Origin of the sequence: Bacillus sp. EE-W1, assembly GCF_009760835.1 — a bacterium.
GTDB lineage: Bacteria > Bacillota > Bacilli > Bacillales > Bacillaceae_G > Bacillus_A > Bacillus_A wiedmannii.
In genome coordinates this window covers 204,442-224,781 of record NZ_WIPE01000069.1, presented here as the reverse complement: position 1 = coordinate 224,781, position 20,340 = coordinate 204,442, and the positions used below count along the sequence as shown (strand labels likewise).

Annotated in this window: 27 protein-coding genes, 1 riboswitch and 1 other annotated feature; of the genes, 16 read left to right on the top strand and 11 right to left on the bottom strand. The window is 34.3% G+C overall.

Annotated elements, in window-relative coordinates; translation table 11 throughout:
- Window positions 1–73 precede the first annotated feature (73 nt).
- The gene (locus GFJ36_RS17750) at window positions 74–868 is read right to left on the bottom strand and encodes a glycosyltransferase family 2 protein (RefSeq protein ID WP_097889817.1); all 795 of its coding nucleotides are present in this window, start codon (window positions 866–868) and stop codon (window positions 74–76) included.
- A 276-nt stretch (window positions 869–1,144) separates the two neighbouring features.
- Here GFJ36_RS17750 and GFJ36_RS17745 point away from each other — a divergent pair, with 276 nt between their 5' ends.
- The 4 genes from GFJ36_RS17745 to GFJ36_RS17730 all read left to right on the top strand — a co-directional run bounded on the left by GFJ36_RS17745 (window position 1,145) and on the right by GFJ36_RS17730 (window position 4,217).
- Complete coding sequence (locus GFJ36_RS17745; protein ID WP_000285638.1) at window positions 1,145–1,552, top strand: MerR family transcriptional regulator; 408 nt, start codon at window positions 1,145–1,147, stop codon at window positions 1,550–1,552.
- A gap of 121 nt (window positions 1,553–1,673) precedes the next feature.
- Entirely contained in the window at window positions 1,674–3,002 is a 1,329-nt protein-coding gene (locus GFJ36_RS17740) for a hemolysin family protein (RefSeq protein WP_046957914.1), read from the top strand.
- Between the two features lie 52 nt (window positions 3,003–3,054).
- Complete coding sequence (locus GFJ36_RS17735; RefSeq protein ID WP_048546511.1) at window positions 3,055–3,468, top strand: ATP synthase subunit I; 414 nt, start codon at window positions 3,055–3,057, stop codon at window positions 3,466–3,468.
- Window positions 3,469–3,668: 200 nt separating this feature from the next.
- The gene (locus tag GFJ36_RS17730; RefSeq protein WP_097889818.1) at window positions 3,669–4,217 is read left to right on the top strand and encodes a DUF2179 domain-containing protein; all 549 of its coding nucleotides are present in this window, start codon (window positions 3,669–3,671) and stop codon (window positions 4,215–4,217) included.
- 96 nt (window positions 4,218–4,313) lie between these two features.
- On the opposite strand, the gene GFJ36_RS17725 is transcribed toward GFJ36_RS17730, so the two are convergent.
- The 3 genes from GFJ36_RS17725 to GFJ36_RS17715 form a co-directional block, all read right to left on the bottom strand.
- A complete protein-coding gene (locus GFJ36_RS17725; protein WP_087984131.1) occupies window positions 4,314–4,541 on the bottom strand; it encodes a DUF3923 family protein in 228 nt (75 codons plus the stop codon).
- 54 nt (window positions 4,542–4,595) lie between these two features.
- On the bottom strand, window positions 4,596–4,997 hold the full coding sequence (locus GFJ36_RS17720) for a hypothetical protein (protein ID WP_141542791.1): 402 nt from the start codon (window positions 4,995–4,997) through the stop codon (window positions 4,596–4,598).
- Window positions 4,998–5,250: 253 nt separating this feature from the next.
- Window positions 5,251–6,447 (bottom strand): MDR family MFS transporter, encoded by a 1,197-nt coding sequence (locus tag GFJ36_RS17715; protein WP_097889820.1) that lies wholly within the window; start codon window positions 6,445–6,447, stop codon window positions 5,251–5,253.
- Between the two features lie 112 nt (window positions 6,448–6,559).
- Between GFJ36_RS17715 and GFJ36_RS17710 the strand changes: the two genes are divergently transcribed.
- The 3 genes from GFJ36_RS17710 to GFJ36_RS17700 all read left to right on the top strand — a co-directional run bounded on the left by GFJ36_RS17710 (window position 6,560) and on the right by GFJ36_RS17700 (window position 8,546).
- Window positions 6,560–7,102, top strand: coding sequence for a CGNR zinc finger domain-containing protein (locus GFJ36_RS17710; protein ID WP_141542792.1), 543 nt, complete (start codon window positions 6,560–6,562; stop codon window positions 7,100–7,102).
- Between the two features lie 41 nt (window positions 7,103–7,143).
- Window positions 7,144–7,899: a class I SAM-dependent methyltransferase gene (locus GFJ36_RS17705; RefSeq protein WP_097889822.1), complete on the top strand. Its 756-nt coding sequence runs from the start codon at window positions 7,144–7,146 to the stop codon at window positions 7,897–7,899.
- A 119-nt stretch (window positions 7,900–8,018) separates the two neighbouring features.
- A complete protein-coding gene (locus GFJ36_RS17700; RefSeq protein ID WP_097889823.1) occupies window positions 8,019–8,546 on the top strand; it encodes a DUF3841 domain-containing protein in 528 nt (175 codons plus the stop codon).
- Here GFJ36_RS17700 and GFJ36_RS30270 read toward each other — a convergent pair.
- The 3 genes from GFJ36_RS30270 to GFJ36_RS17690 form a co-directional block, all read right to left on the bottom strand.
- A complete protein-coding gene (locus GFJ36_RS30270; RefSeq protein ID WP_481747069.1) occupies window positions 8,539–8,736 on the bottom strand; it encodes an IS3 family transposase in 198 nt (65 codons plus the stop codon). The two genes, GFJ36_RS17700 and GFJ36_RS30270, sit on opposite strands and share 8 nt — an antisense overlap.
- 49 nt (window positions 8,737–8,785) lie before the next feature.
- Entirely contained in the window at window positions 8,786–8,929 is a 144-nt protein-coding gene (locus tag GFJ36_RS29195) for a hypothetical protein (RefSeq protein WP_000945246.1), read from the bottom strand.
- A 96-nt stretch (window positions 8,930–9,025) separates the two neighbouring features.
- A riboswitch (cyclic di-AMP (ydaO/yuaA leader) is annotated at window positions 9,026–9,168 on the bottom strand.
- Window positions 9,169–9,206: 38 nt separating this feature from the next.
- The gene (locus tag GFJ36_RS17690) at window positions 9,207–9,668 is read right to left on the bottom strand and encodes a GNAT family N-acetyltransferase (protein ID WP_097889824.1); all 462 of its coding nucleotides are present in this window, start codon (window positions 9,666–9,668) and stop codon (window positions 9,207–9,209) included.
- Between the two features lie 137 nt (window positions 9,669–9,805).
- On the opposite strand from GFJ36_RS17690, the gene GFJ36_RS17685 reads away from it, so the two are divergent.
- Both GFJ36_RS17685 and GFJ36_RS17680 read left to right on the top strand, forming a co-directional pair.
- The gene (locus GFJ36_RS17685; protein ID WP_097889825.1) at window positions 9,806–10,054 is read left to right on the top strand and encodes a GlsB/YeaQ/YmgE family stress response membrane protein; all 249 of its coding nucleotides are present in this window, start codon (window positions 9,806–9,808) and stop codon (window positions 10,052–10,054) included.
- A 63-nt stretch (window positions 10,055–10,117) separates the two neighbouring features.
- The gene (locus GFJ36_RS17680) at window positions 10,118–11,239 is read left to right on the top strand and encodes an AI-2E family transporter (protein ID WP_000413408.1); all 1,122 of its coding nucleotides are present in this window, start codon (window positions 10,118–10,120) and stop codon (window positions 11,237–11,239) included.
- 74 nt (window positions 11,240–11,313) lie between these two features.
- On the opposite strand, the gene GFJ36_RS17675 is transcribed toward GFJ36_RS17680, so the two are convergent.
- Window positions 11,314–11,628, bottom strand: coding sequence for a hypothetical protein (locus tag GFJ36_RS17675; protein ID WP_097889826.1), 315 nt, complete (start codon window positions 11,626–11,628; stop codon window positions 11,314–11,316).
- Window positions 11,629–11,780: 152 nt separating this feature from the next.
- Window positions 11,781–11,989 (top strand) — a binding site (T-box leader).
- Between the two features lie 5 nt (window positions 11,990–11,994).
- Here GFJ36_RS17675 and GFJ36_RS17670 point away from each other — a divergent pair.
- The 4 genes from GFJ36_RS17670 (at window position 11,995) to GFJ36_RS17655 (ending at window position 15,377) form a co-directional block, all read left to right on the top strand.
- Window positions 11,995–13,032: a tryptophan--tRNA ligase gene (locus GFJ36_RS17670; protein WP_097889827.1), complete on the top strand. Its 1,038-nt coding sequence runs from the start codon at window positions 11,995–11,997 to the stop codon at window positions 13,030–13,032.
- A gap of 183 nt (window positions 13,033–13,215) precedes the next feature.
- Window positions 13,216–13,788 carry a maltose O-acetyltransferase gene (locus GFJ36_RS17665; RefSeq protein ID WP_097889828.1) on the top strand — a complete coding sequence of 191 codons (573 nt, stop codon included), beginning with the start codon at window positions 13,216–13,218 and terminating at the stop codon, window positions 13,786–13,788.
- A gap of 122 nt (window positions 13,789–13,910) precedes the next feature.
- The gene (locus tag GFJ36_RS17660) at window positions 13,911–14,951 is read left to right on the top strand and encodes an ROK family transcriptional regulator (RefSeq protein ID WP_141499216.1); all 1,041 of its coding nucleotides are present in this window, start codon (window positions 13,911–13,913) and stop codon (window positions 14,949–14,951) included.
- A 45-nt stretch (window positions 14,952–14,996) separates the two neighbouring features.
- Window positions 14,997–15,377 carry a VOC family protein gene (locus GFJ36_RS17655; RefSeq protein WP_097889830.1) on the top strand — a complete coding sequence of 127 codons (381 nt, stop codon included), beginning with the start codon at window positions 14,997–14,999 and terminating at the stop codon, window positions 15,375–15,377.
- A 96-nt stretch (window positions 15,378–15,473) separates the two neighbouring features.
- On the opposite strand, the gene GFJ36_RS17650 is transcribed toward GFJ36_RS17655, so the two are convergent.
- Together GFJ36_RS17650 and GFJ36_RS17645 are read right to left on the bottom strand one after the other, a co-directional pair.
- Window positions 15,474–15,923: an NUDIX hydrolase gene (locus GFJ36_RS17650; protein WP_097889831.1), complete on the bottom strand. Its 450-nt coding sequence runs from the start codon at window positions 15,921–15,923 to the stop codon at window positions 15,474–15,476.
- A 17-nt stretch (window positions 15,924–15,940) separates the two neighbouring features.
- Window positions 15,941–16,780, bottom strand: a complete 840-nt coding sequence (locus tag GFJ36_RS17645) for a DUF2785 domain-containing protein (protein WP_088122695.1) — start codon at window positions 16,778–16,780, stop codon at window positions 15,941–15,943.
- Between the two features lie 123 nt (window positions 16,781–16,903).
- On the opposite strand from GFJ36_RS17645, the gene GFJ36_RS17640 reads away from it, so the two are divergent.
- A complete protein-coding gene (locus tag GFJ36_RS17640; RefSeq protein ID WP_087984144.1) occupies window positions 16,904–17,626 on the top strand; it encodes a GNAT family N-acetyltransferase in 723 nt (240 codons plus the stop codon).
- 174 nt (window positions 17,627–17,800) lie between these two features.
- Complete coding sequence (locus tag GFJ36_RS17635; protein WP_097889832.1) at window positions 17,801–18,823, top strand: tyrosine-protein phosphatase; 1,023 nt, start codon at window positions 17,801–17,803, stop codon at window positions 18,821–18,823.
- Between the two features lie 38 nt (window positions 18,824–18,861).
- Here GFJ36_RS17635 and GFJ36_RS17630 read toward each other — a convergent pair whose 3' ends face one another.
- Window positions 18,862–19,335 (bottom strand): DUF1648 domain-containing protein, encoded by a 474-nt coding sequence (locus GFJ36_RS17630; protein WP_306472132.1) that lies wholly within the window; start codon window positions 19,333–19,335, stop codon window positions 18,862–18,864.
- A gap of 271 nt (window positions 19,336–19,606) precedes the next feature.
- Between GFJ36_RS17630 and GFJ36_RS17625 the strand changes: the two genes are divergently transcribed.
- Window positions 19,607–20,317, top strand: a complete 711-nt coding sequence (locus tag GFJ36_RS17625) for a YjjG family noncanonical pyrimidine nucleotidase (RefSeq protein ID WP_088064048.1) — start codon at window positions 19,607–19,609, stop codon at window positions 20,315–20,317.
- Window positions 20,318–20,340 lie beyond the last annotated feature (23 nt).

Below are 20,340 nucleotides of genomic sequence, written 5' to 3'. Positions count from 1 at the left end.
CATATGAAATACAAATGGTATGGTTTTTAGCTAAGTGCGTAAAAATATGTGGAACATGATAGGATGAGAAATATTAAGGTTTGAATTTAGGGAATAATTGTTGGTAATCAGGGTGATTACGTAGATCCTGTGTTGCCTTAGTTAACATTAAAAATCGAGCTTCGAGTTCCTCAGAGGACCGACCATATTGTGTTTGAAGTCCCAATCGAATGCCCTTTTTTGAGAGGGTAGGTGTAATTTGTAATTTTCTTGCCTTTGTATGTTCGTTCCAAGGGCTAAAATAAAATTTAAAAATGAATGAAGGGGAGCTATAAACGATAGGTTGGTGCCGCGTAAAATGTCTGCCTGGTAAATATGCGCCATCAAGATGGGTGTGTATAAATCTCCAGGCACAGCCGATTTCTGGTTTATAAGGAAAGAGCCCGTGATATCGTTGCTCTACTAACGGAATAGAATATCTTAGTTTTGAATAATTGTAATTATGCTTATCAATCATTACAATCATTCTAATCGCATACATATTTTGGCCTAACGTATGAAGTGATGAGAAAAACTCTTCTACATTGTTACAACAAAGAAATTCCGTAGTATTTAATACCATTTTCCAACCGGAAACCTCTCTTTCAATTTCCATCACCTCAATATCAGTATTAGTGGGATCGAAATCAAGGAATCTTGAATTTCGTACTTCCCAGTTGGGAGCAAATAATTTACAAATTTCAACAGAACGATCTGTAGAACCTCTATTAATTAATATGCCGTGATCAAATATTTTTGTATGATGCATAAGCCACCATGGTAATAAATACTCCTCGTTATAAAAGTGAGAGATAATTGTCCTAGTGATTTTAATCTCCTCCAGTTGCATAAATAATGATTTTATTTCAATATTATTATCATATGTTTTAAATTAAGGAAGGTTGAAAGGAATGTGTGATTCCATTTTTACATTTTAGTATGGGCATATCGAAAAAACAGTAATCTAACTATATGGGTAGAGTTATAGAGTGTGAATATACTACATACCTAGATAGCATGTGGAATTTTGTATAAATTATGAATAATAAACCGTCACGTTTGACTGTACAGTTTATGTATTGTATGATGGTAGTAATATAAACAAGGGGGGAAGATCGTTGGGAAGGTGTATCGAATCGGACAGTTGGCTCTCATGGCTCACGTGTCGAAACGCACGATTGATTATTATACGAATCTAGGAATCTTAAAAGCGGAGCGATCTCAATCTAATTATCGCTATTACGATGAAACAGCATTTGAGACATTACAATTTATTGAGAAGTGCAAAGAAATGCATATGCCGCTTTGTGAGATTAAAGAGAAAATCGAGGAGAAGAAGAAGCTGCTCGGTATCAATGAACACGTTTCGAAACAAGTGAATGAAGTGACAGACCATATTCATCGATTAGAAGCAGAGTTAACGGAGTTAAAGCCGCTTTTAGATGGATTGACTGATTCACAACGTGAAAAAATATCGAAATCTTTATCTGGTCAAACGACAGCTTTAATACAGACACTTGTTCTATTATTATAGAAAAAAGTGAAATCCGACCTCTTTAATTTTTGTATCGGGCTATGTTTTCTAATGAACAAATAAGAAAACATTATAGTATACAGGAGGTGGACACCTTAGTTTTTTAAACTAAGGGGATTCATTGGAAATATTTAATTTAGTCATGGTTGCGATTTTAATCGCATTTACTGGATTTTTCGTAGCAGCAGAGTTTGCGATTGTAAAGGTACGTTCAAGTCGTATTGATCAGCTTGTTGCGGAAGGGAAACGCGGTGCTTTAGCAGCGAAAAAGGTAACAACAAATTTAGATGAATATTTATCTGCTTGTCAATTAGGTATTACAGTTACAGCTATGGGATTAGGTTGGTTAGGTGAACCGACAATTGAAAAGTTATTACACCCGTTATTTGAGAAATGGAACATAAATCCTTCTATCTCATCAGTATTAACATTTGGTCTTGCTTTTATGCTAATGACGTATCTACACGTTGTAGTAGGGGAATTAGCTCCGAAAACGATGGCAATTCAAAAGGCTGAACAAGTAACATTGTTATTGGCAGGTCCGTTAATGATGTTCTATAAAGTCATGTATCCATTTATTTGGGTATTAAACGGTTCAGCTCGTGTTGTAACTGGCTTATTCGGTTTAAAACCAGCTTCAGAACATGAAGTAGCTCATACAGAGGAAGAATTACGCCTTATCCTTTCAGATAGCTATGAAAGTGGCGAAATTAATCAGGCTGAATACAAGTATGTAAATAACATTTTTGAATTTGATAATCGTATTGCAAAAGAGATTATGGTACCGCGAACAGAAATCATTGGTTTCTACCTGGAAGATTCAGTAGAAGAACACATGAAAGTAATCCAAAATGAACGATACACACGTTATCCGATTTTTGGAGAAGATAAAGATGATATTATCGGTATGGTCAATGTAAAAGATTTCTTTATTCGATATATGAACAACGATAAAGAAGATTTATCATCGATTCGCACGTATATGCGTCCGATTATTGAAGTGATGGAAACAACTCCAATTCACGATTTATTACTTCAAATGCAGAAGAAGCGAATTCCGATGGCTGTTTTATATGATGAGTACGGAGGAACAGCCGGAATTGTAACGCTTGAAGATATCTTGGAGGAAATCGTCGGCGAAATTCGTGACGAATATGATGAAGATGAAGCACCACCAATTCAGCATGTGAATGAGCACCATAAAATCGTTGATGGAAAAGTGCTTATCTCCGAAGTGAAAGATTTATTTGGATTACACATTGAAGAAGATGATGTGGATACAATTGGTGGCTGGATTATGATGCAAAATCATGAAATTGAAGAAGGACAACACGTTGAGGCGGAAGGTTATGAATTTAAAGTGTTAGAAAAAGATGCTTACCAAATTAAACGTGTTGAAATTCGTAAGATGGAACAAGAGCAAGAAGAAGAGAAAGCAGCAACTGTGTAAGTTGCTGCTTTTTTTCTAAAGTATAAAAAATGTGAAATTAGGAGCGGATATTTTGATTCAAGCAGCCTTACGTGTATATCGATTACAATTGTATGCGATCTTTAGTGGTTTACTACTTATGTGGACGATTACTCCGTTTGGAAAACAAGTAACAGGGTTTGGTATCGGATTAGCTGTAAGTGCATATTGCCTTTGGTTATTGGCTCGCAGAGTGGAGAAACTTGGGAAAAGTATCGTAATGAAAGAAAAGGCTCCTGGATTAGGAGTTTTAAACCGATTTGCAGCAGCCATTTTAGGAGCTATTATTATGTATGAAATTGAGCATGAAATGGAAATGTGGGCATTCGGTACAGGCATTTTAGGTGGTCACTTTTTAATGATTGCGAATTTAGCTTATGCAAACGTGCAGTTAGTGAAAGAAGAAGAGAAGCAAAGAGAACAGGCTTCGAAAAACATAGAGCTATGATGAAAGGGGCCTAATGGGGTTCCTTTTTGTGTTTAAAGCGAGCTAATGAAAGGAATCAAATTTACGACAAATATAATACGCTTCTTTTTTACGTTTTTCAATAGTATGAAAAATAATAAAAAAAAATTAAAAAACCCATCGATTTCTAAAGGTTATGTATGTTATCATGACAAAAGACTTTTTGAAAGAGGTGGATACCAATGTTACAAGCGTTACTTATTTTTGTGCTTCAAATTATTTACGTTCCCATTTTAACAATCCGTACGATTTTGCTTGTAAAGAATCAAACAAGATCCGCTGCTGGTGTTGGATTGTTAGAAGGAGCTATTTACATTGTCAGTTTAGGTATTGTGTTTCAAGATTTATCAAATTGGAAGAACATCATTGCCTATGTCATTGGCTTTAGTGCGGGACTGTTATTAGGCGGTTATATAGAGAATAAATTAGCAATTGGTTATATTACGTATCAAGTTAGTTTACTAGACCGTTGTAATGAATTAGTAGATGAATTACGTCACTCTGGATTTGGCGTTACAGTATTTGAAGGTGAAGGTATTAATTCTATACGTTATCGCTTAGATATCGTAGCAAAGCGTTCTAGAGAAAAAGAACTGTTAGAAATTATTAATCAAATTGCACCGAAAGCGTTTATGTCTTCTTATGAAATCCGTTCATTTAAAGGCGGATATTTAACGAAGGCGATGAAGAAAAGAGCGTTAATGAAGAAGAAAGATGAACATGCATCGTAAAGAGAAGGGAGTTGTGCAGCTTTAAAAGCACTGCATAATCCCCATAGAAAAAAGAGAGGAATCTATATTGAAAAAGATTCCTCTCTTTTTTCTGCGTTATTTTTTTCTGCTTTTTCTCAGATTAACAAGTAACCATACAACTTGAATAATTAGTGGTAATATAAATGCAATTAATAAAACGATAAAGGCTATTAATTTCAGCTCAGGTGTTTGAGTAACACCAGTCCCATCAACCTCTCTTAGCCAAATGATAGCTGCCAATATCCCGAAAGTTATAATCCAAAATATGTTACCAATCCACCAATAAATCCATCTTCTTTTCATGCTAGCACCCCTTACATTTACCCTCTGTTAAAAGTGAATTTTCGTTCGTTACATTTATAATGAAATACCTATAAAATTAATTTTTTTAACTGTATATCTAACTTGTTTAAACGTTACCATCTCTCCATCTTTATGATCATCTTGCGTTTGCAAAAGTTGAACTTTTGGTTTGTAATCTGTCCTATGAGCGTGCTCGATATCTTTAATGTTAACTTTGTAGGATTCGCCATTATTAATTTTTTGTTCCAATACTTTTTTATTGGCAACATAAATAAACGTTACTTTATTTTCATCAATGCCTTCAGTCTTAAATTCTAATTCGTTATCTTTTGTTGTAATCGTCGGTGTTAATAATTCAATACTGCCTTTTCCAGTTTCTAAAGAATTTTCTGCTATAGTTGAACATCTGGATAATATGATTCCAATGAATAGAAGAGCACTTAATTTCTTTCTCATAACATCCCCCAATTTCAAGTGATTTTTGATTTTGGCATTGCTAGACTGCTAGTGTGGAACGTAACTGTCTAGCTAGCACTCTTTTTAATTGTACCATAATATGTAAATTTAAACAGGCTGTATATCCAATTTAAGGGGTTTGAAAAGTGTACTTATTAAATATGAAAAATAAAAAAATTCGACTGTCACATATGATGGTCGAATTTTTTATTATAGGCTGCTTGTCTAAAGGTACCATCTCAATTGTAATGTGTTAAAGATGTTTCGTCTCATTACATAGGTATATATCTTCTTTAGAGCTCTCTTTTTTAATATTTAAAATATGGAGTGAAATAAAACCAATAAGTCCTATTCCACCGAAAATAAGCCATGGTGTATACATTCGGCTTAAGTTGGCTGTAAAAGATGTACCGGTATAATTACCGATGATAAAACCAAATGCGAGTGATAGTTGATAAAATCCGAAGTAAGTAGCTGTATATGATTCGTTACTGTAATTTGCAATAGCAATATCAGCGTTAGGTAATACGAGTGTTTCGCCAATTGTAAATAAAATTACACAAATAAATAGCCAATATGGGTGTGGAAATAAAGGAATGAGTAAAAAAGAAAAACTCATTAATAAAACACCGTATTTAATAATCGAAAGTGTATTGTATTTATGAAATAGTTTACGAAATAATACCATAAATATGACGCCTGTTATTGCATTTATCGTAATAACGAGTGTAGCAAGCTGATTGCTATTACTAATGTTTTTCATATGAAGTGGAAGTGCGACAGTAAGCTGAGTAAACATAATATAGAAGAAAATCATGATAAATGAAAACAGAAGAAAAGGCTTGTTTTGTAAGATAGCCTGTATTCCAAATGTAATAGACGTGTTTTCAGTAGTGACTTGAAAGTGATTTTTAAGTAAGTAAAAGATAAAAGTGAATAACAGCATAAGTGATCCTGTTAGAGAGAAAGCATAGATGGGATTGAGTAAGAGTAAGAACCCTCCTGCAATTGGTCCGATTATTGCACCGCAATTAAAACTAAGGTTTAAATATGTAAATAAATTTTTTCTCATATGAGCTGGTTGTGAGCCGAATATGGCGCGCGCAGCAGGTTCGTAAAATGCAGTTCCGAAGCCAATAAGTGCAGAAGAAATAGAAATTGTATAGAAATCAGAGCATATTCCTAAAGCGATAAATCCGATTCCTCTTAAAAATAATCCGGCTATCATCATAATGATATAGCCTATTTTGTCAGCAATTAATCCTGAGAATAATGGGACAACTCGTGATGTGATTGTCATAGCCGTCAACACTGTTCCTACTTGAACAGCAGAAAAATGAAGAAAGCTTAATAGATAAATAGCTAAAAATGCGTATACTGCAAAATACCCAAAAGAAATAAAAAATGAAGAAATAAGCATGAAACGTATCGGTATTGAGAAACTTTTCATAGAACTCCTCCTAATATTGTAACCAGTAAAATTATTTAATGGTTAACTATTTTGTATTATAATTATACATAAAGTCAGAAAAAAGTAAATTTTAAGAAGAAGGTGGATGGAATTGAATCAAAATGCACCAAATGAATTAGAATATATTCGGGAATTTTTAAATACATGGAAAATACCAAACGATACGAGAGAGCCAATTGATACGCTGCAAACAGAAGAGGATATAAAGCTATTTATGAAAAAATATTTTCATGAAGAGGTTCCATTTCATACAATAGAGGAATTAAAAAGTTTTCGAGAAGATATTCGGTTAACCGTTGAAGGCGAAGGATCATTGCAAAAATGGTTAGAGAAATACCCATTTCATGTACATGTAAAAGAAGATATGAAAGGTATTACATATGAGCCTATGCACGAAGAGAATGTATATACAAAAGTATTAAGCATTGTGTTAATGTCAATTCAAGAACATTTGTGGGGAAGATTAAAAGCATGCCCAGATTGTCGCTGGGTATTTTATGATCATTCGCGTAATGGAAGTAAAAGATGGTGCGGTATGTATGCTGGAGAAGCAGGAGGAAGAGCGTGCGGTACGATTGCGAAAGTGAAAAATTACCGGGCGAAGAGAAAAGGGAGATCGGGTTATAATGTGTAATTTATATTAGGGGAAGAAAATGGGATGGGGGAATGTAGAGTATGAAAGATACAAAAATGTTAGCGTTAAATAAAAAGTGTTGGGACACAGTTGCACCATATTTCTTTCAAGTAGATTGTTTACCGAAATATGGTCCGTATACGGCGTCTGAAGATGAGATTCATTTGTTTGATTCAATTAGAGATAAAAAGGTTCTTGATATTGGATGTGGAAGTGGGCATTCGCTGCAATATATGGGAGAGCATGGTGCGGAAGAGTTATGGGGGCTTGATCTTTCAAGTGAACAAATTAAAACAGCGAATGAAACGTTAAAGTGTTGGAATCCAAAGTTAATATGCGGAGCAATGGAAGAAGAAGGAGATATTCCAAAAGGGTATTTTGATATTGTATATTCCATTTATGCATTAGGTTGGACTTCGAATTTAAGAAAAACGTTGGAACTAATTTATTCGTATGTAAAGCCAGGCGGAAGTTTTATTTTTAGCTGGGAGCATCCAATATATTCAAATTTACAGTATGGTACAGAAGAAATTGCTTTAAAGTCTTCTTACCATGAGGAAACACCTATTACGTTTGAAACATTTAAAGGGGAAAATGTACAAGCGACATTATATAAGAGAAAAATAAGTACATACATAAATGAGTTAAATAGAGCAGGGTTTAAAATTGAGAGAATAGAAGAGCCTGAACCATCTAGCTCATTTGATGAAGAACGAGCTGAGCCGTCTACGAAATATTATTCTTTATATAAAGCTAGAATGGTGCCAACGACTTTTATTATTAAGGCGAGAAAGTAATAAACTATAAAAGACGCCCATTGCAAAATCTCCATAGTCAACCCATCTTGGTTGATGGGTTGTTATTTTTGTGTGTATTATAATAAAAGATGATTAATAGTTAGATGGGAAGTGTTTGTTTGATAGTACACACAGTTAAACCTCTTCACATATATAAGAAAATGCGAGAAGACGGTTTTTATAGCGGTAATGAAAAATATGTTTGGCCAGAATTTAAATCTTCGTATGCTTGGATGATGGAGCAAATGAAAGAAAGGCTTCCTCATTATGATGGTTTAACTTATCCTGTATGGCTTTGGCATAAAAGACCAGATCAGAACCGACCAGGGATGCTACCTAAAGGTCAAAAAGGTGTTATCATTACATTAGACATACCAGATGAGGATATTCTTTGGTCATGTTTTGACTCTTGGCATTATGTTTTAAATAAATGGCTATTAACGCAAACAGAAGAAGAGTATACCCAATTAGAAGACTGTTTTTCTGAAGAAGAAATGATATCTTCATGGTCCTATATTTTTGATTTTGATTGGTTAAAAAGCTCAGAAGAAGATTGGCTTGGATTTGACCCGGAATGGATTCAGGGCGTAACACCACGTATTGAAATGAAAAACGTAATGAAAGTAAATCGGTTTATTGCTAAGTAAAGGAGAGGGTTAACATTGCAGTGACTCCTATTAAGTAAACCGTAATTAAAAAACATAACGAAGCAATCTGAGTTCCAAATTTATATGGACTCAGGTTATTTAATTTTTTCTTTTGAAACCTTTTATGATTATAAGAATGTATATATTTGCTTACGGCAAGTTTAAATATAGTGAGAATACTATAAGGAATATAAAAAACACAAGGAATGTCTGTATAGACACACCTTGTGTTTTTTTCTTTATCTTTTCGGTTGAAAAATATGTTGAAAGAAGTATTTGTGATGTAAGTTATCTACAACTTTATTAGCTTGATATGTGCGATGTTGTTCGAGTCGAAGTCTTTGCTCCATCATTTTTATTGCGTGATCAGATAAACGTAACATTATACATGTCTCCTTTTCTATAAATATAGGTGTCTATTGGTATCGATCCCATATTTATAATTAAGGAGGTACACTGTGTAACATAGGCAAAAAGCACCTTCCTCTCCCATTACGCTTACGAGGTTAGCTGTCGGACTCGGGAAGTGAGAGTTTCCCTACTTAAATAAGATTCGCCCCAAGTAGCATGGCTACAAAAATGGTTCCCCCGCTCCAAAATTTGGACTCAGCAAAAGGATTTATAAAGTAAAGGATAACATAAACAAATTGATGAGTCAAACTATTTTATGTTTTCTGATTTTTTGAGTGAGGTTAAAACCACTCCATCGGGTAATATAATATCATTTATTTTAATAAATCCATGTTTTTTATATAAAGACAGAGCAGGTGTATTTTCTTTCCCTGTTTGTACAATATATGTTTGTGAAGGGGAGAACATGTCAAATACATAAAGTAGTAGTTTTGTGGCGATTCCTTTATGAAAATGATTGGGGGATACTACTAAACGATGAATATCAACTTCCTCTTCATCCATTTTAAAAGAAATAAACCCAGCAAGTGTATCTTCATAAAAATAGCCGTGAAAAATTTCATCACATAATTGAATATCGGCTACAGTATCATAAAGACGAGGAATAGCCGTACTATTTATATATTTTGCTTCAATTTCATAAGCGGGTATTTGAATGTTTAAAATAGAAGTAGCGGTGTTGTGAGAAGTTGTTACTAATTTTTGAATCATAGGGTAAAACCTCCTTATAGACTTTATTTTCATAGATTTGACAAGATTTTTCTTTATTGGATATAATAATTATAATAGTTACATAACAATTCAGTATGAAAAAGAAATACACCCATAATAGAAATGGAGGGCTAAAGATGGGATGGATTATCACATTAATAGTTGGTGCTATTATAGGTGCAATTGCAGGTTCTATAACGGGTAAAAATTTTCCGGGTGGAATGTTTGGAAATATTATCACAGGTTTGTTAGGTGCTTCATTAGGTGGTAGACTATTTGGAGCTTTTGGGCCATCATTTGGTGGGATTCATGTCGTGCCAGCATTATTAGGTGCAATCGTATTAATTCTTATTGTATCATTTGTAGTGAAAGCTGCAAGAAAATAAAGATATAGATCATGATGAAAAGCCCTGAATAAGGGCTTTTCATCATTCGAAGAGGTGGTTTCATTGGAGAAATTAAATATTAGAAAAAGAGATAAGTTGAAAAAGTTTTTTAGAGAACAAAATTATTTAGCGGTGTTACTCGGCTTTGCGTTATTGTTTATTAACATATTACTGCTAACGAAAATTTCTTTTGTTTTTACTCCGTTTATCGTCTTTTTAAAAACAATTTTTTTCCCCGTATTATTAGCGGGGGTGCTATTTTATATTTTGCATCCATTCGTTTCGCTTTTAGAAAAGAAAGGTGTTTCCAGAATCGTATCAATCGCTTCTATATATATAATAGTACTAGGATTATTTGTATTTTTAGTTGTAACAGTAATCCCGATTATTAAAGATCAAATTGATGCATTAATAGATAACTTACCGTATTTCGGTCATGAAATTGAACGAGCAGCACGTAGATTCGGGGAAAGTAATTTACTAGGCAAAATTCAAGAGAATTTAAATATTGATGTAGCGAGTATGGTAAAAGACTACACAGTTGATTTTACGAAGTCGCTATCATCAGTAACTGGAAATGTAACTGGATTTTTAAGTACTGTTACAGAGGTCGTTTTAACGTTTGTAATGGTTCCGTTTATATTGTTCTATCTTTTAAAAGATGGTGAACAATTACCGAACCACTTTTTAAAGTTTATTTCAGAGCAAAGACAACCAGCAGCGATGAGAATACTAGATGATATGCATTATGCGATTAGCTCGTATATTAGAGGACAAATTATCGTTAGCTTGTTTATCGGTATTATGCTATTAATCGGTTACCTTATTATTGGTATTAAGTATGCGGTATTACTCGCTATTTTAGCAATGATTGTAAATATCGTTCCGTACGTAGGACCAATCATTGCAATTACACCAGCATTAATTATCGCATTTATTGACTCGCCATCAATGGTGTTAAAAGTAATTATTGTAATGATGGTCGTACAATTAGCAGAAGGTAAATTTATTTCTCCGCAAGTTATGGGAAAAAAGCTAGACATTCACCCAATTACTATCATTTTTATTATTTTAACTGCCGGAAATTTATTTGGAATTATGGGGATTATTTTAGCAATTCCAGGATATGCGATATTAAAAGTGTTAGTAACGCATAGTTATAGATTTGTTAAGTTGAATACGTAAAAAAAGAGCTAAAACAGATAAAACTGTTTTAGCTCTTTTTTATTTATACTCTTGTTGAAGTAAACAAATAAACCTTATGCGTAGGCTTTTAATTCAATGATAGGTAGATTGCTTTCCTTTAGTTTGTAATCAAATATTAAATCGTCCATGCGAAAATTAGCATCCACTTCAAGAGAAATGAAGGTACCCCCGATTTCTACTTGATTTCCGTTCTCATTTTCAAAAGTGAGCACACCGTCAAATGTTTCTATGTACTCATCGCAGGTGTATAAATATATAGCGATAGGTGTGAAATGTATAATTACCCCTAAAGTATCATCGTGACTATTATCATCGTTCTTAAATACATCAATCTTAAACGTATCATTCTTTTTAGTAAACCAACCCATGACATCACCTCGTTTTTGTATTACAAATCAATTCTATATATATTGATTATATATCGTCCGGAATAAATTGGTAATAACTATTGTTAAAACTTAATGAAAATAGAAAATTCAGTTTTGAGAGAACGAGAAATGTGATAAACTGTAAAAAATAACGAAAAGCAATGAAAGAGAAGAGTACATATTCGAAACTTTGCAGAGAGCTGATATGTGGTGGAAATCAGTAAGGGATGAATATGGAATGGGCTCCGGAGCTTCTAGCTGAAATGAGTAGGCAAAGACGGTTACTTCACGTTACGAAGTTGAAGCGAGCTATTAATGATAGCTAATGAAGGTGGTACCGCGGGAGTCTCTCGTCCTTTTTATAGGATGAGGGGCTCTTTTTATTTTAAGGAAGGAGGAGTTAGGGTGAGCGAAAAAATAATGTTAACAGGAATTAAGCCGACAGGTTATCCTCATTTAGGAAATTATATTGGTGCGATTAAACCTGCATTACAAATGTCAAAGAAGAATGAAGGAAAAGCATTGTATTTTATAGCAGATTATCATGCGTTAAATGCTGTTCATGATTCAAGTCAGTTTAGTAGTTATACGAAAGAGGTAGCAGCTACTTGGTTATCACTTGGACTTGGAGAAGATGTTATTTTCTACCGACAAACAGAAGTGCCGGAGATTCTAGAATTAGCTTGGATATTAGCTTGCCTAACTCCGAAAGGGATTATGAACCGTGCCCATGCGTATAAAGCGAAGGTGGAGCAAAATAAAGAAGCGGGTTTAGAGGTAGATGCAGGCGTGAATATGGGATTATATACGTATCCGATTTTAATGGCAGCTGACATATTACTATTTCAAGCTACTCATGTGCCAGTAGGGAAAGACCAAATTCAGCATATTGAAATCGCGCGTGATATTGCGACGTATTTTAATCATACATTTGGTATGACATTTACGCTTCCGGAGTATGTCATACAAGAAGAAGGTGCCATTTTACCTGGTCTTGATGGAAGAAAGATGAGTAAAAGTTATGGAAATGTGATCCCATTATTTACAGAGCAAGAAAAACTACGAAAATTAATATTTAAAATCAAAACAGATTCTTCACTTCCAAATGAACCGAAAGAACTAGAAACGTTATTTATGATATATAAAGAATTTGCGACAGAAAATGAAATGCAGTTCATGCGTGAAAAATATGGAACTGGAATCGGATGGGGCGATGTGAAAAAAGAGTTGTTTCGCGTTGTAGACCGTGAATTAGCTGGACCTCGGGAGAAGTACGCTCTGTATATGAATGAGCCAAGTTTATTATATGAAGCGTTAGAAAAAGGTGCTGAGCGGGCGCGTACTATTGCGAAGGTGAATTTAGCAGAAATTAAAAAACGGATTGGGTTTGAGAGGGAACGCTGAGCGTTCCCTTGTTTTCCGATATAAATTTTAATTATTTCTTCGTCATTTCGTTAGGTGAAGTAAGAATTCACATTTCCTTTCAAAACTTATTAGTTGCACATATTAAAAAGTATGCTAATATAGGGACACTTATTAAACTTATTTAATAAGTGTAATTCATTCTATAACGAGGGAGATGATTGGATGAAAACAGAGAAAGAAAAGATGTTAGCAGGAGAAATGTATGTTGCGGAGGATGAAGAATTAGTGGCTGATAGGGTGGAGGCAAAACGTTTAACACGCCTTTATAACGAGGCGATGGAGACAGGAGATGAACAACGTTTTACGTTATTAAATCAGCTTTTAGGTTCTTCAGCTGATGGGAAAGCCCAAATTAATCCTGATTTTCGTTGTGATTACGGCTACAATATCCATGTTGGAAAGAGCTTTTTCGCAAATTTTAATTGTGTGATTTTGGACGTTTGTGAAGTGCGAATCGGTGATAATTGTATGTTTGCACCAGGTGTTCACATTTATACTGCTACGCATCCGTTGCATCCGGTAGAGCGGAACTCTGGCAAAGAATATGGAAAGCCGGTAAAGATAGGTAACAATGTTTGGATTGGCGGGGGCGCTATTATTAACCCTGGTATTTCAATTGGTGATAATGCTGTAATTGCCTCAGGGGCAGTTGTGACAAAAGATGTACCTAATAATGTAGTAGTTGGCGGTAATCCAGCTAAAGTTATTAAAACGATAGACGAAACATCGAGCTAAATAACAATTGCATGCATCCTAACTATATCATCTCTATTGCTTTAGAAAATGATGTATGATATATTGTCAACGCAACTTATTAAAAGAGTTTAATAAGTGTGTTGATTAAGGTGGTGAGCGATTTGAGTGAACAATTTGTTACTCAAAAATCGATTAAAGAGACGATTCTTCGCGGCATTCGTACAGCTCTTCTAGAGCAAGGAAGTGCGACGAAAGTTGAGCTTAGTAATATATTAGAAATTAGTTTTCCGACGATAAGTAAATTTATAGAGAGTATGAAACAAGATGGTGAAGTCACTTTAGTCGGTTTAGATGATTCAAGTGGCGGAAGAAGAGCGAAACGATATGCGTATAATCCGGAATATATGTTAGGATTAGCGATATTTTTAGAGAAAAATGAAACAAACTATACCATTTTTAACTGTTTAGGGGAAGTAAAAGAACAAGGAAGTACTTCAAGTGTATTAATGGATACTGGCGTGAATCTATTATCGAAACATATTGAAAATCTTATCGCTACATTCCCGAAAATAAGCTCTATATCAATTGGTGTGCCCGGTTCGGTTGATAATGGTCGTATTTTCTATATTCCTGGTTATGAAAAGTTCCAAAACTTTAATTTAAAAAGTCACTTGGAGGATCTGTTTTCAATACCTGTAGTAATAGAAAATGATATGAATGCAGCAGTGCTTGGTTATTATAAAAGCACTGGAAATAACGACAATTCATCTCTTGTGTATTTGTATTCAGGTCAAAATGGCCCAGGGGCAGGGATTATGGTAAATGGAAATGTAGTGAGAGGAAGCACCTTTTTCTCAGGAGAGATATCTTTCGTTCCGCAGTACGATAATAAAAATTTCTTACAAGCTTTAAGAAATGGAGACGAAGTTAACGATGCAAATAATCCAGAGAAATATAATATAGATGCTATTACCCGTTTAATAGCTACATGTATAGCTATTATTAACCCTCATGCCTTTATCTTCTGTGACGATGAAGTGAACCAATTTGTAATAGATCAAATTGTAAAAACTTGTCCGCAGTACATTCCGGTAGAACATATACCTCAAATAACAGTGAGCGATTGGAAAGAAGATTATTTATATGGATTGAAAAGCCTTGGACTTGATTTGATGATAACAAGAACAAGCAAAGAAAATTAAATATCAAATTGTTGGTTGAATACTGTAAAAGAAAAGGTGTCGACTATGAAAATTGAACATGTAGCAATTTGGGTAAATGATTTAGAATGTATGCGTGATTTCTATAAACAGTACTTTGGTGGTGAAGAAAATAGCTTATATCACAATCCGAAAAAGCAGTTTGAGTCTTATTTTATAACTTTTGAAGGTGGAGCACGTCTAGAACTTATGAGGCAAGTAGGGATAGACGATAATACACAAACACAAACAATAGGATATGCGCATATTGCTTTTTCTATAGGTAGTAAAGAAAAAGTGAATGAATTAACTAATACATTAAGAGAAGCAGGATACCCTGTGTTAAACGGCCCACGTACTACAGGGGATGGTTACTATGAAAGTGTAGTAAGTGACCCCGAAGGAAATCAGATTGAGATAACAATCTAACTATTAAGGGGATAATTAGGATTTACAGTGAAATAAAACAATCTCATTTCGCGTTATAATAACGGGAAATGAGGTTGTTTTATTATGTAATGTTTTTTAATTGGAGTGCTGAAACTCCTTAATAATTCTCTCAATAACAGAAGGAAGATTACTAGGTAACTCATCAAGTGAAAAGAAGCGCAGTTCTTTCGATTCCGTTTGGTCGCATACAAGTTCGCCATTGAATTCGCGGCAAATATAAACAACGAGTACACCGTGTACTTGATTGCCGTTTGGATAGATTTGAAAGAAATCTGGTCCTGAGTATGTACGGAATAGTTCTGGATTTTTGATGAAAAGTCCAGTTTCCTCATATACTTCTCGCTTTAAAGCGTCTTCTAACGTTTCGTTATATTCTAAGGCGCCGCCAATAATGCCCCAGCGGTTAAAATCTGTACGTAGCTGCAGTAATATTTCATTTTTCTCATTTAATATAATGGCGTGTGAACCTATTAAAATAAGTGGATGATTTCCTACTAAATTTCTCATGTCTTCAATATAACCCATGTTATTTCTCCTTGCTTTTAATAATAGTTAGGAAGTTCTTTTAACATTCTTTCGGTTTTACGTGCTGTATAGGCTAAGTTATGATCATCTTTCGTTCTGAAAAATAATGTGCGTAAAAAGGTTTTAATGTTGGCACATAATATACAATACTCATTAAGCGAAAGGCGTTTTCTAATTTGAGGAAGCCTTTTTATTTTTTTATAAATAATTGAAATTAACTCATCTTGCGGAAAATCATGATATAGCATCGATAGTAACGGTGTAACAATTCGTTCATCTTCATTATTATGAAAAAGGTCAGATGGAATGAAGATTTTATTCAATAAACAATGAATTAATTCTTCATACCACTCAAAAGTCGTATAGGAATTGTGAACAATTTCAGTAAAGGCATCAGATACGTGGGCAAGACAATGAGCCCATCCTTTATTTTCAATATAGCCTCGAAAATCCATTTCTAAGTTTGTATATGTAATGAGTTTATTTTTTATTTCTTCAATATCCTCCTCTGTGAAAAAGTAGTGCGAGTTAGCGAATTGGAGTATTAACGCAAGTAACGAAACAGTGTAAGAACGTGTGAAAACCCCATCTGTATGCGGGGAGTAAATGTCACAATATAAATATTCATCACTTAAACAAGTTTGTAGAAGTAATTTCAGTTGATCGTCCATAAGGAATTCATGATGAATGAAATGTGCAAAACATTTATATATAAGTTGGTAACGAACGTAACTATCAGTCGTTCCGATATACTGAAGCATGTTGAGTGTTAACTCATTTATATCTATATGTTGCAGTTGCGTATAGTCATTTTGTTGTATAAGCTCTAACTGTTGTTGTAACGTTGTAATATCCAATGGAGAACCTCCTCCGCACTTTAAAGATGCGATGTTTTCTAGTATTCTATATATTCAAGGACAATCCTGCTCATGCAAGGAGAACAAGTAGAAATTCGAGTATGACATAGATGAGGGAAGTATATGATGACTATAGAACAGTTAGAAAAACATTTTAAAATAAGAAGAAATGCTTCTTCTATTATGATAAAAGAAAATAATGCAGAGCTTTTTACAGAAGAGCAATTAGAAGAAATAGTGCAGTATTGCGTTGCTGAGGCTGAAAAAGAGGGAATAGAAAACTTACATTTTGAAATTTCTTCAAAAAGCCCAAATTATGATGTATATAAGAAATCTTTCGAAAAGTATTCATTTGAATATGCTACTGAAAACATGATTGTATTTAAGGATATATATGAAGTAGAAGGTGTCGAAAGTGAGATTGATTTTAAGCTTATTGAAGAGATAGGCGAAGACGCTTTTTATTCATTGTGGAATGAAGTGACGGGAGAACAAATCGATTATGATCACTTTGTAAATATGATGCTACAAGAAATTGGTGAGCAATGGAAAGAGCATTGTTTAACAGCGAGTGTCGATGAAGAGCCGGTAGGAATTGTAATCCCACATATTGAGAGTGGTACGTTAGAAGAGGGAAAACTAATGTATTTCGCAGTTGCTCCAAATATGCGAAATAAAGGGTATGAAGCAGCGTTCTTTACAGGGGCAATGTTTGTCTTAAAAGAAATAGGCGCATCTTATTATATTGGCGAGACAAATGTACAAAATGAGTGGATGAAGGATGTTTTTGAAAAGAATGGATGTCAGTTGTTAAGTTGTACTGAGCGATATGTGAGAAGGTTTTAGGAGGGGGAAAAGGTTCTTGAACTTGTTTAACGGGAATCCGTGTACAAATTTTGAACAAGTAAAAGAACTTCTAGCCTGTTTGTAAGATAAAAAGAAAAATGAGAACGACAAAATAGATATTCCTATAATACAATAGAGAAAGATTCGATTATACGAGAAAGTGTTGGTGAAAGAATGGAGCAGCAAAGAAATTGGTTACAAGCAACTGTAGAAAGAAATGAAGACAATACGTTATATATAAAGTGGGAAAATAATATAGAAGAAGTTCGCATTTACTGGAGTACTTCACCAGAGCATATTGAAGAAACGGGAGAATTACTTGCAACGGTAAATGGAGAATCATCGTGTACAGTTCAAAACCCGAGTGAAACTGAACGTCCATATTTTAGACTAGTAGGAAGTAATGGACAAGCAGTGACAGTAGCTGAGCGTAGATTGCCATTACAAGGCGCGTTTAACTTCCGTGATATGGGAGGATATGAAACGACTGAAGGCCGTAAAGTAAAATGGGGCAAGTTGTACCGTTCTGAAGAATTAGCAGGACTAACAGAGTGGGATATAGACTATTTACAAAAGTCTGGCTTAAAGTTAATTTGTGACTACCGTACAGATTTTGAAGTGAAGCATAAGCCGAATCCAAAGATTACGGGTGCTCGTCAAGTGTGCTTACCAGTTATGCAAGACTTGGCGAAAGACTTGAACATAAATGAATTTTTCCAAGTTGGTGACCTTTCTATGTTAGGGAAACCAGGCGAGTATCTCGTGAAAATGAATCAAGATTTCGTAAGTGGTAATGAAGCATTCGTGAGCTTCTTAAACTTAGCACAAAACCCAGAAAACTTACCGTTAGTAAACCACTGTACAGCTGGAAAAGACCGTACTGGATTCGGATCAGCACTATTATTACTTTTACTAGGTGTACCGGAAAAAACAGTAATGGAAGACTATTTACTAAGTAACGGCTTCCGTGAAAAATTAAATGAAAAAATGATGGCCTTTTTAGGTGCAAAACTACAAAACGATGAAAGTAGAGCAATATTAGGCGCAATGTTTGAAGCGCGCGCTGAATATTTACAAGCTGCGATTGATGAAGTGAAAAAGCAATACGGTTCAGTTGAAGTGTATGCTGAAAAAGCACTTGGCTTTACGAAAGAGTCGTTAGAAGACATGAAAGTGTTATTGCTAGAGGATAAATAATGAGGAGGGAGGCTAATTGGATTAGCCTCCTGTTTCTATTATGAAATTTTTCGTTGTCTTATTATTCCTATGACAATTGGAATAACTGTCCCAATTAACAATATCGGTAAAAATAATTTTCCGAAACGGCCGCTCCAATCTAAAGCTATTGAAATTGTTTCAAATTGGATGAAAGCAAAAATAAGTAAACAGACATTTTTTAATTGATTAAGCATTTTTCTGCTATTTAAATAAAACAGCGGAGCATTCGATTCATTCAGTCTTTGTGGGTAATTGTGAACTTCTGGAAACTTTTCTAAAGTTTGCATTAAAAGGAGTATGAATGCCCCAATTCCTGGTAGAAGCAAAAGTTGCCACTTTGATCCCCAGCGATCTACAGCCCCATATGCGTTATAATGTGTGGGTACTTCCTCGGGTAATCTTCCCCAAATGATAATCAAAAAAATGATTGATCCAAAGAATAATGAATATCCAATGATATCTCCAACCCATTCACTTTTTGTTTTTGGGATTTGTATTTTAGGTCTTCCCCATGAATTTACTATGTCTTTCCGCCCCTTTCTATTCCTGTATTCCTTTTTTAAAAATCGGATTCATTATCCAAATTATCTCAAATTTATAGTATTTTCACAATTAATTATTTTTGAATAACATGATTCGTGTGTCTGAAACAACTTTAAGATTGCTGTACAGCTATTATTCGTAAAGGGAAAAAGTTCGACTTAAGAGACGATTAATGAGAAAATACAAGTTGTAAATAACGTACTAGTTGAGGAGAGCATAATGAAATACAAAGTTATATTATTCGACGTAGATGATACATTATTAGATTTTCCTGAGACGGAAAGAAACGCATTACATAACGCGTTTGTACAGTTTGGCATGCCTACAGGGTATGATGATTATCTTGCAAGTTATAAAGAGATTAGTAATGGATTATGGAGAGATTTAGAAAATAAAATGATTACACTAAGTGAATTAGCGGTAGATCGATTTAGACAATTATTTGCACTGCATAATATAGAAGTAGATGCGCAGCAATTTAGTGATGTATACCTTGAAAACTTAGGGAAAGAAGTACATCTTATAGAAGGTGCAGTACAATTATGTGAGAAACTACAAGATTGCAAGTTAGGTATTATTACGAATGGATATACGAAGGTGCAACAATCGAGAATTGGAAATTCGCCTTTATGTAACTTCTTTGATCATATTATTATTTCAGAAGAGGTTGGTCATCAAAAACCAGCGCGTGAGATTTTTGATTATGCATTTGAGAAGTTTGGGATTACTGATAAATCAAGTGTACTAATGGTCGGAGATTCGCTAACTTCTGATATGAAAGGCGGAGAAGATTACGGCATTGATACGTGTTGGTATAATCCAAGTTTGAAAGAAAATAAGACAGATGTTAAGCCGACTTATGAAGTGGAGAGCCTGCTACAAATTTTAGAAATTGTGGAAGTGGCGGAAGAAAAGGTAGTTTCATTTTAATCGTGTCGATATAATTTGAGTTG

Bases quoted from the DNA above. Each gene is read 5' to 3' on its own strand.
- GFJ36_RS17750 (WP_097889817.1), bottom strand. From the start codon at position 868: ATGCAACTGGAGGAGATTAAAATCACTAGGACAATTATCTCTCACTTT.
- GFJ36_RS17730 (WP_097889818.1), top strand. From the start codon at position 3,669: ATGTTACAAGCGTTACTTATTTTTGTGCTTCAAATTATTTACGTTCCC.
- GFJ36_RS17725 (WP_087984131.1), bottom strand. From the start codon at position 4,541: ATGAAAAGAAGATGGATTTATTGGTGGATTGGTAACATATTTTGGATT.
- GFJ36_RS17720 (WP_141542791.1), bottom strand. From the start codon at position 4,997: ATGAGAAAGAAATTAAGTGCTCTTCTATTCATTGGAATCATATTATCC.
- GFJ36_RS17715 (WP_097889820.1), bottom strand. From the start codon at position 6,447: ATGAAAAGTTTCTCAATACCGATACGTTTCATGCTTATTTCTTCATTT.
- GFJ36_RS17705 (WP_097889822.1), top strand. From the start codon at position 7,144: ATGAAAGATACAAAAATGTTAGCGTTAAATAAAAAGTGTTGGGACACA.
- GFJ36_RS29195 (WP_000945246.1), bottom strand. From the start codon at position 8,929: ATGTTACGTTTATCTGATCACGCAATAAAAATGATGGAGCAAAGACTT.
- GFJ36_RS17690 (WP_097889824.1), bottom strand. From the start codon at position 9,668: ATGATTCAAAAATTAGTAACAACTTCTCACAACACCGCTACTTCTATT.
- GFJ36_RS17685 (WP_097889825.1), top strand. From the start codon at position 9,806: ATGGGATGGATTATCACATTAATAGTTGGTGCTATTATAGGTGCAATT.
- GFJ36_RS17675 (WP_097889826.1), bottom strand. From the start codon at position 11,628: ATGGGTTGGTTTACTAAAAAGAATGATACGTTTAAGATTGATGTATTT.
- GFJ36_RS17670 (WP_097889827.1), top strand. From the start codon at position 11,995: ATGAGGGGCTCTTTTTATTTTAAGGAAGGAGGAGTTAGGGTGAGCGAA.
- GFJ36_RS17665 (WP_097889828.1), top strand. From the start codon at position 13,216: ATGAAAACAGAGAAAGAAAAGATGTTAGCAGGAGAAATGTATGTTGCG.
- GFJ36_RS17655 (WP_097889830.1), top strand. From the start codon at position 14,997: ATGAAAATTGAACATGTAGCAATTTGGGTAAATGATTTAGAATGTATG.
- GFJ36_RS17650 (WP_097889831.1), bottom strand. From the start codon at position 15,923: ATGGGTTATATTGAAGACATGAGAAATTTAGTAGGAAATCATCCACTT.
- GFJ36_RS17640 (WP_087984144.1), top strand. From the start codon at position 16,904: ATGATGACTATAGAACAGTTAGAAAAACATTTTAAAATAAGAAGAAAT.
- GFJ36_RS17635 (WP_097889832.1), top strand. From the start codon at position 17,801: ATGGAGCAGCAAAGAAATTGGTTACAAGCAACTGTAGAAAGAAATGAA.
- GFJ36_RS17625 (WP_088064048.1), top strand. From the start codon at position 19,607: ATGAAATACAAAGTTATATTATTCGACGTAGATGATACATTATTAGAT.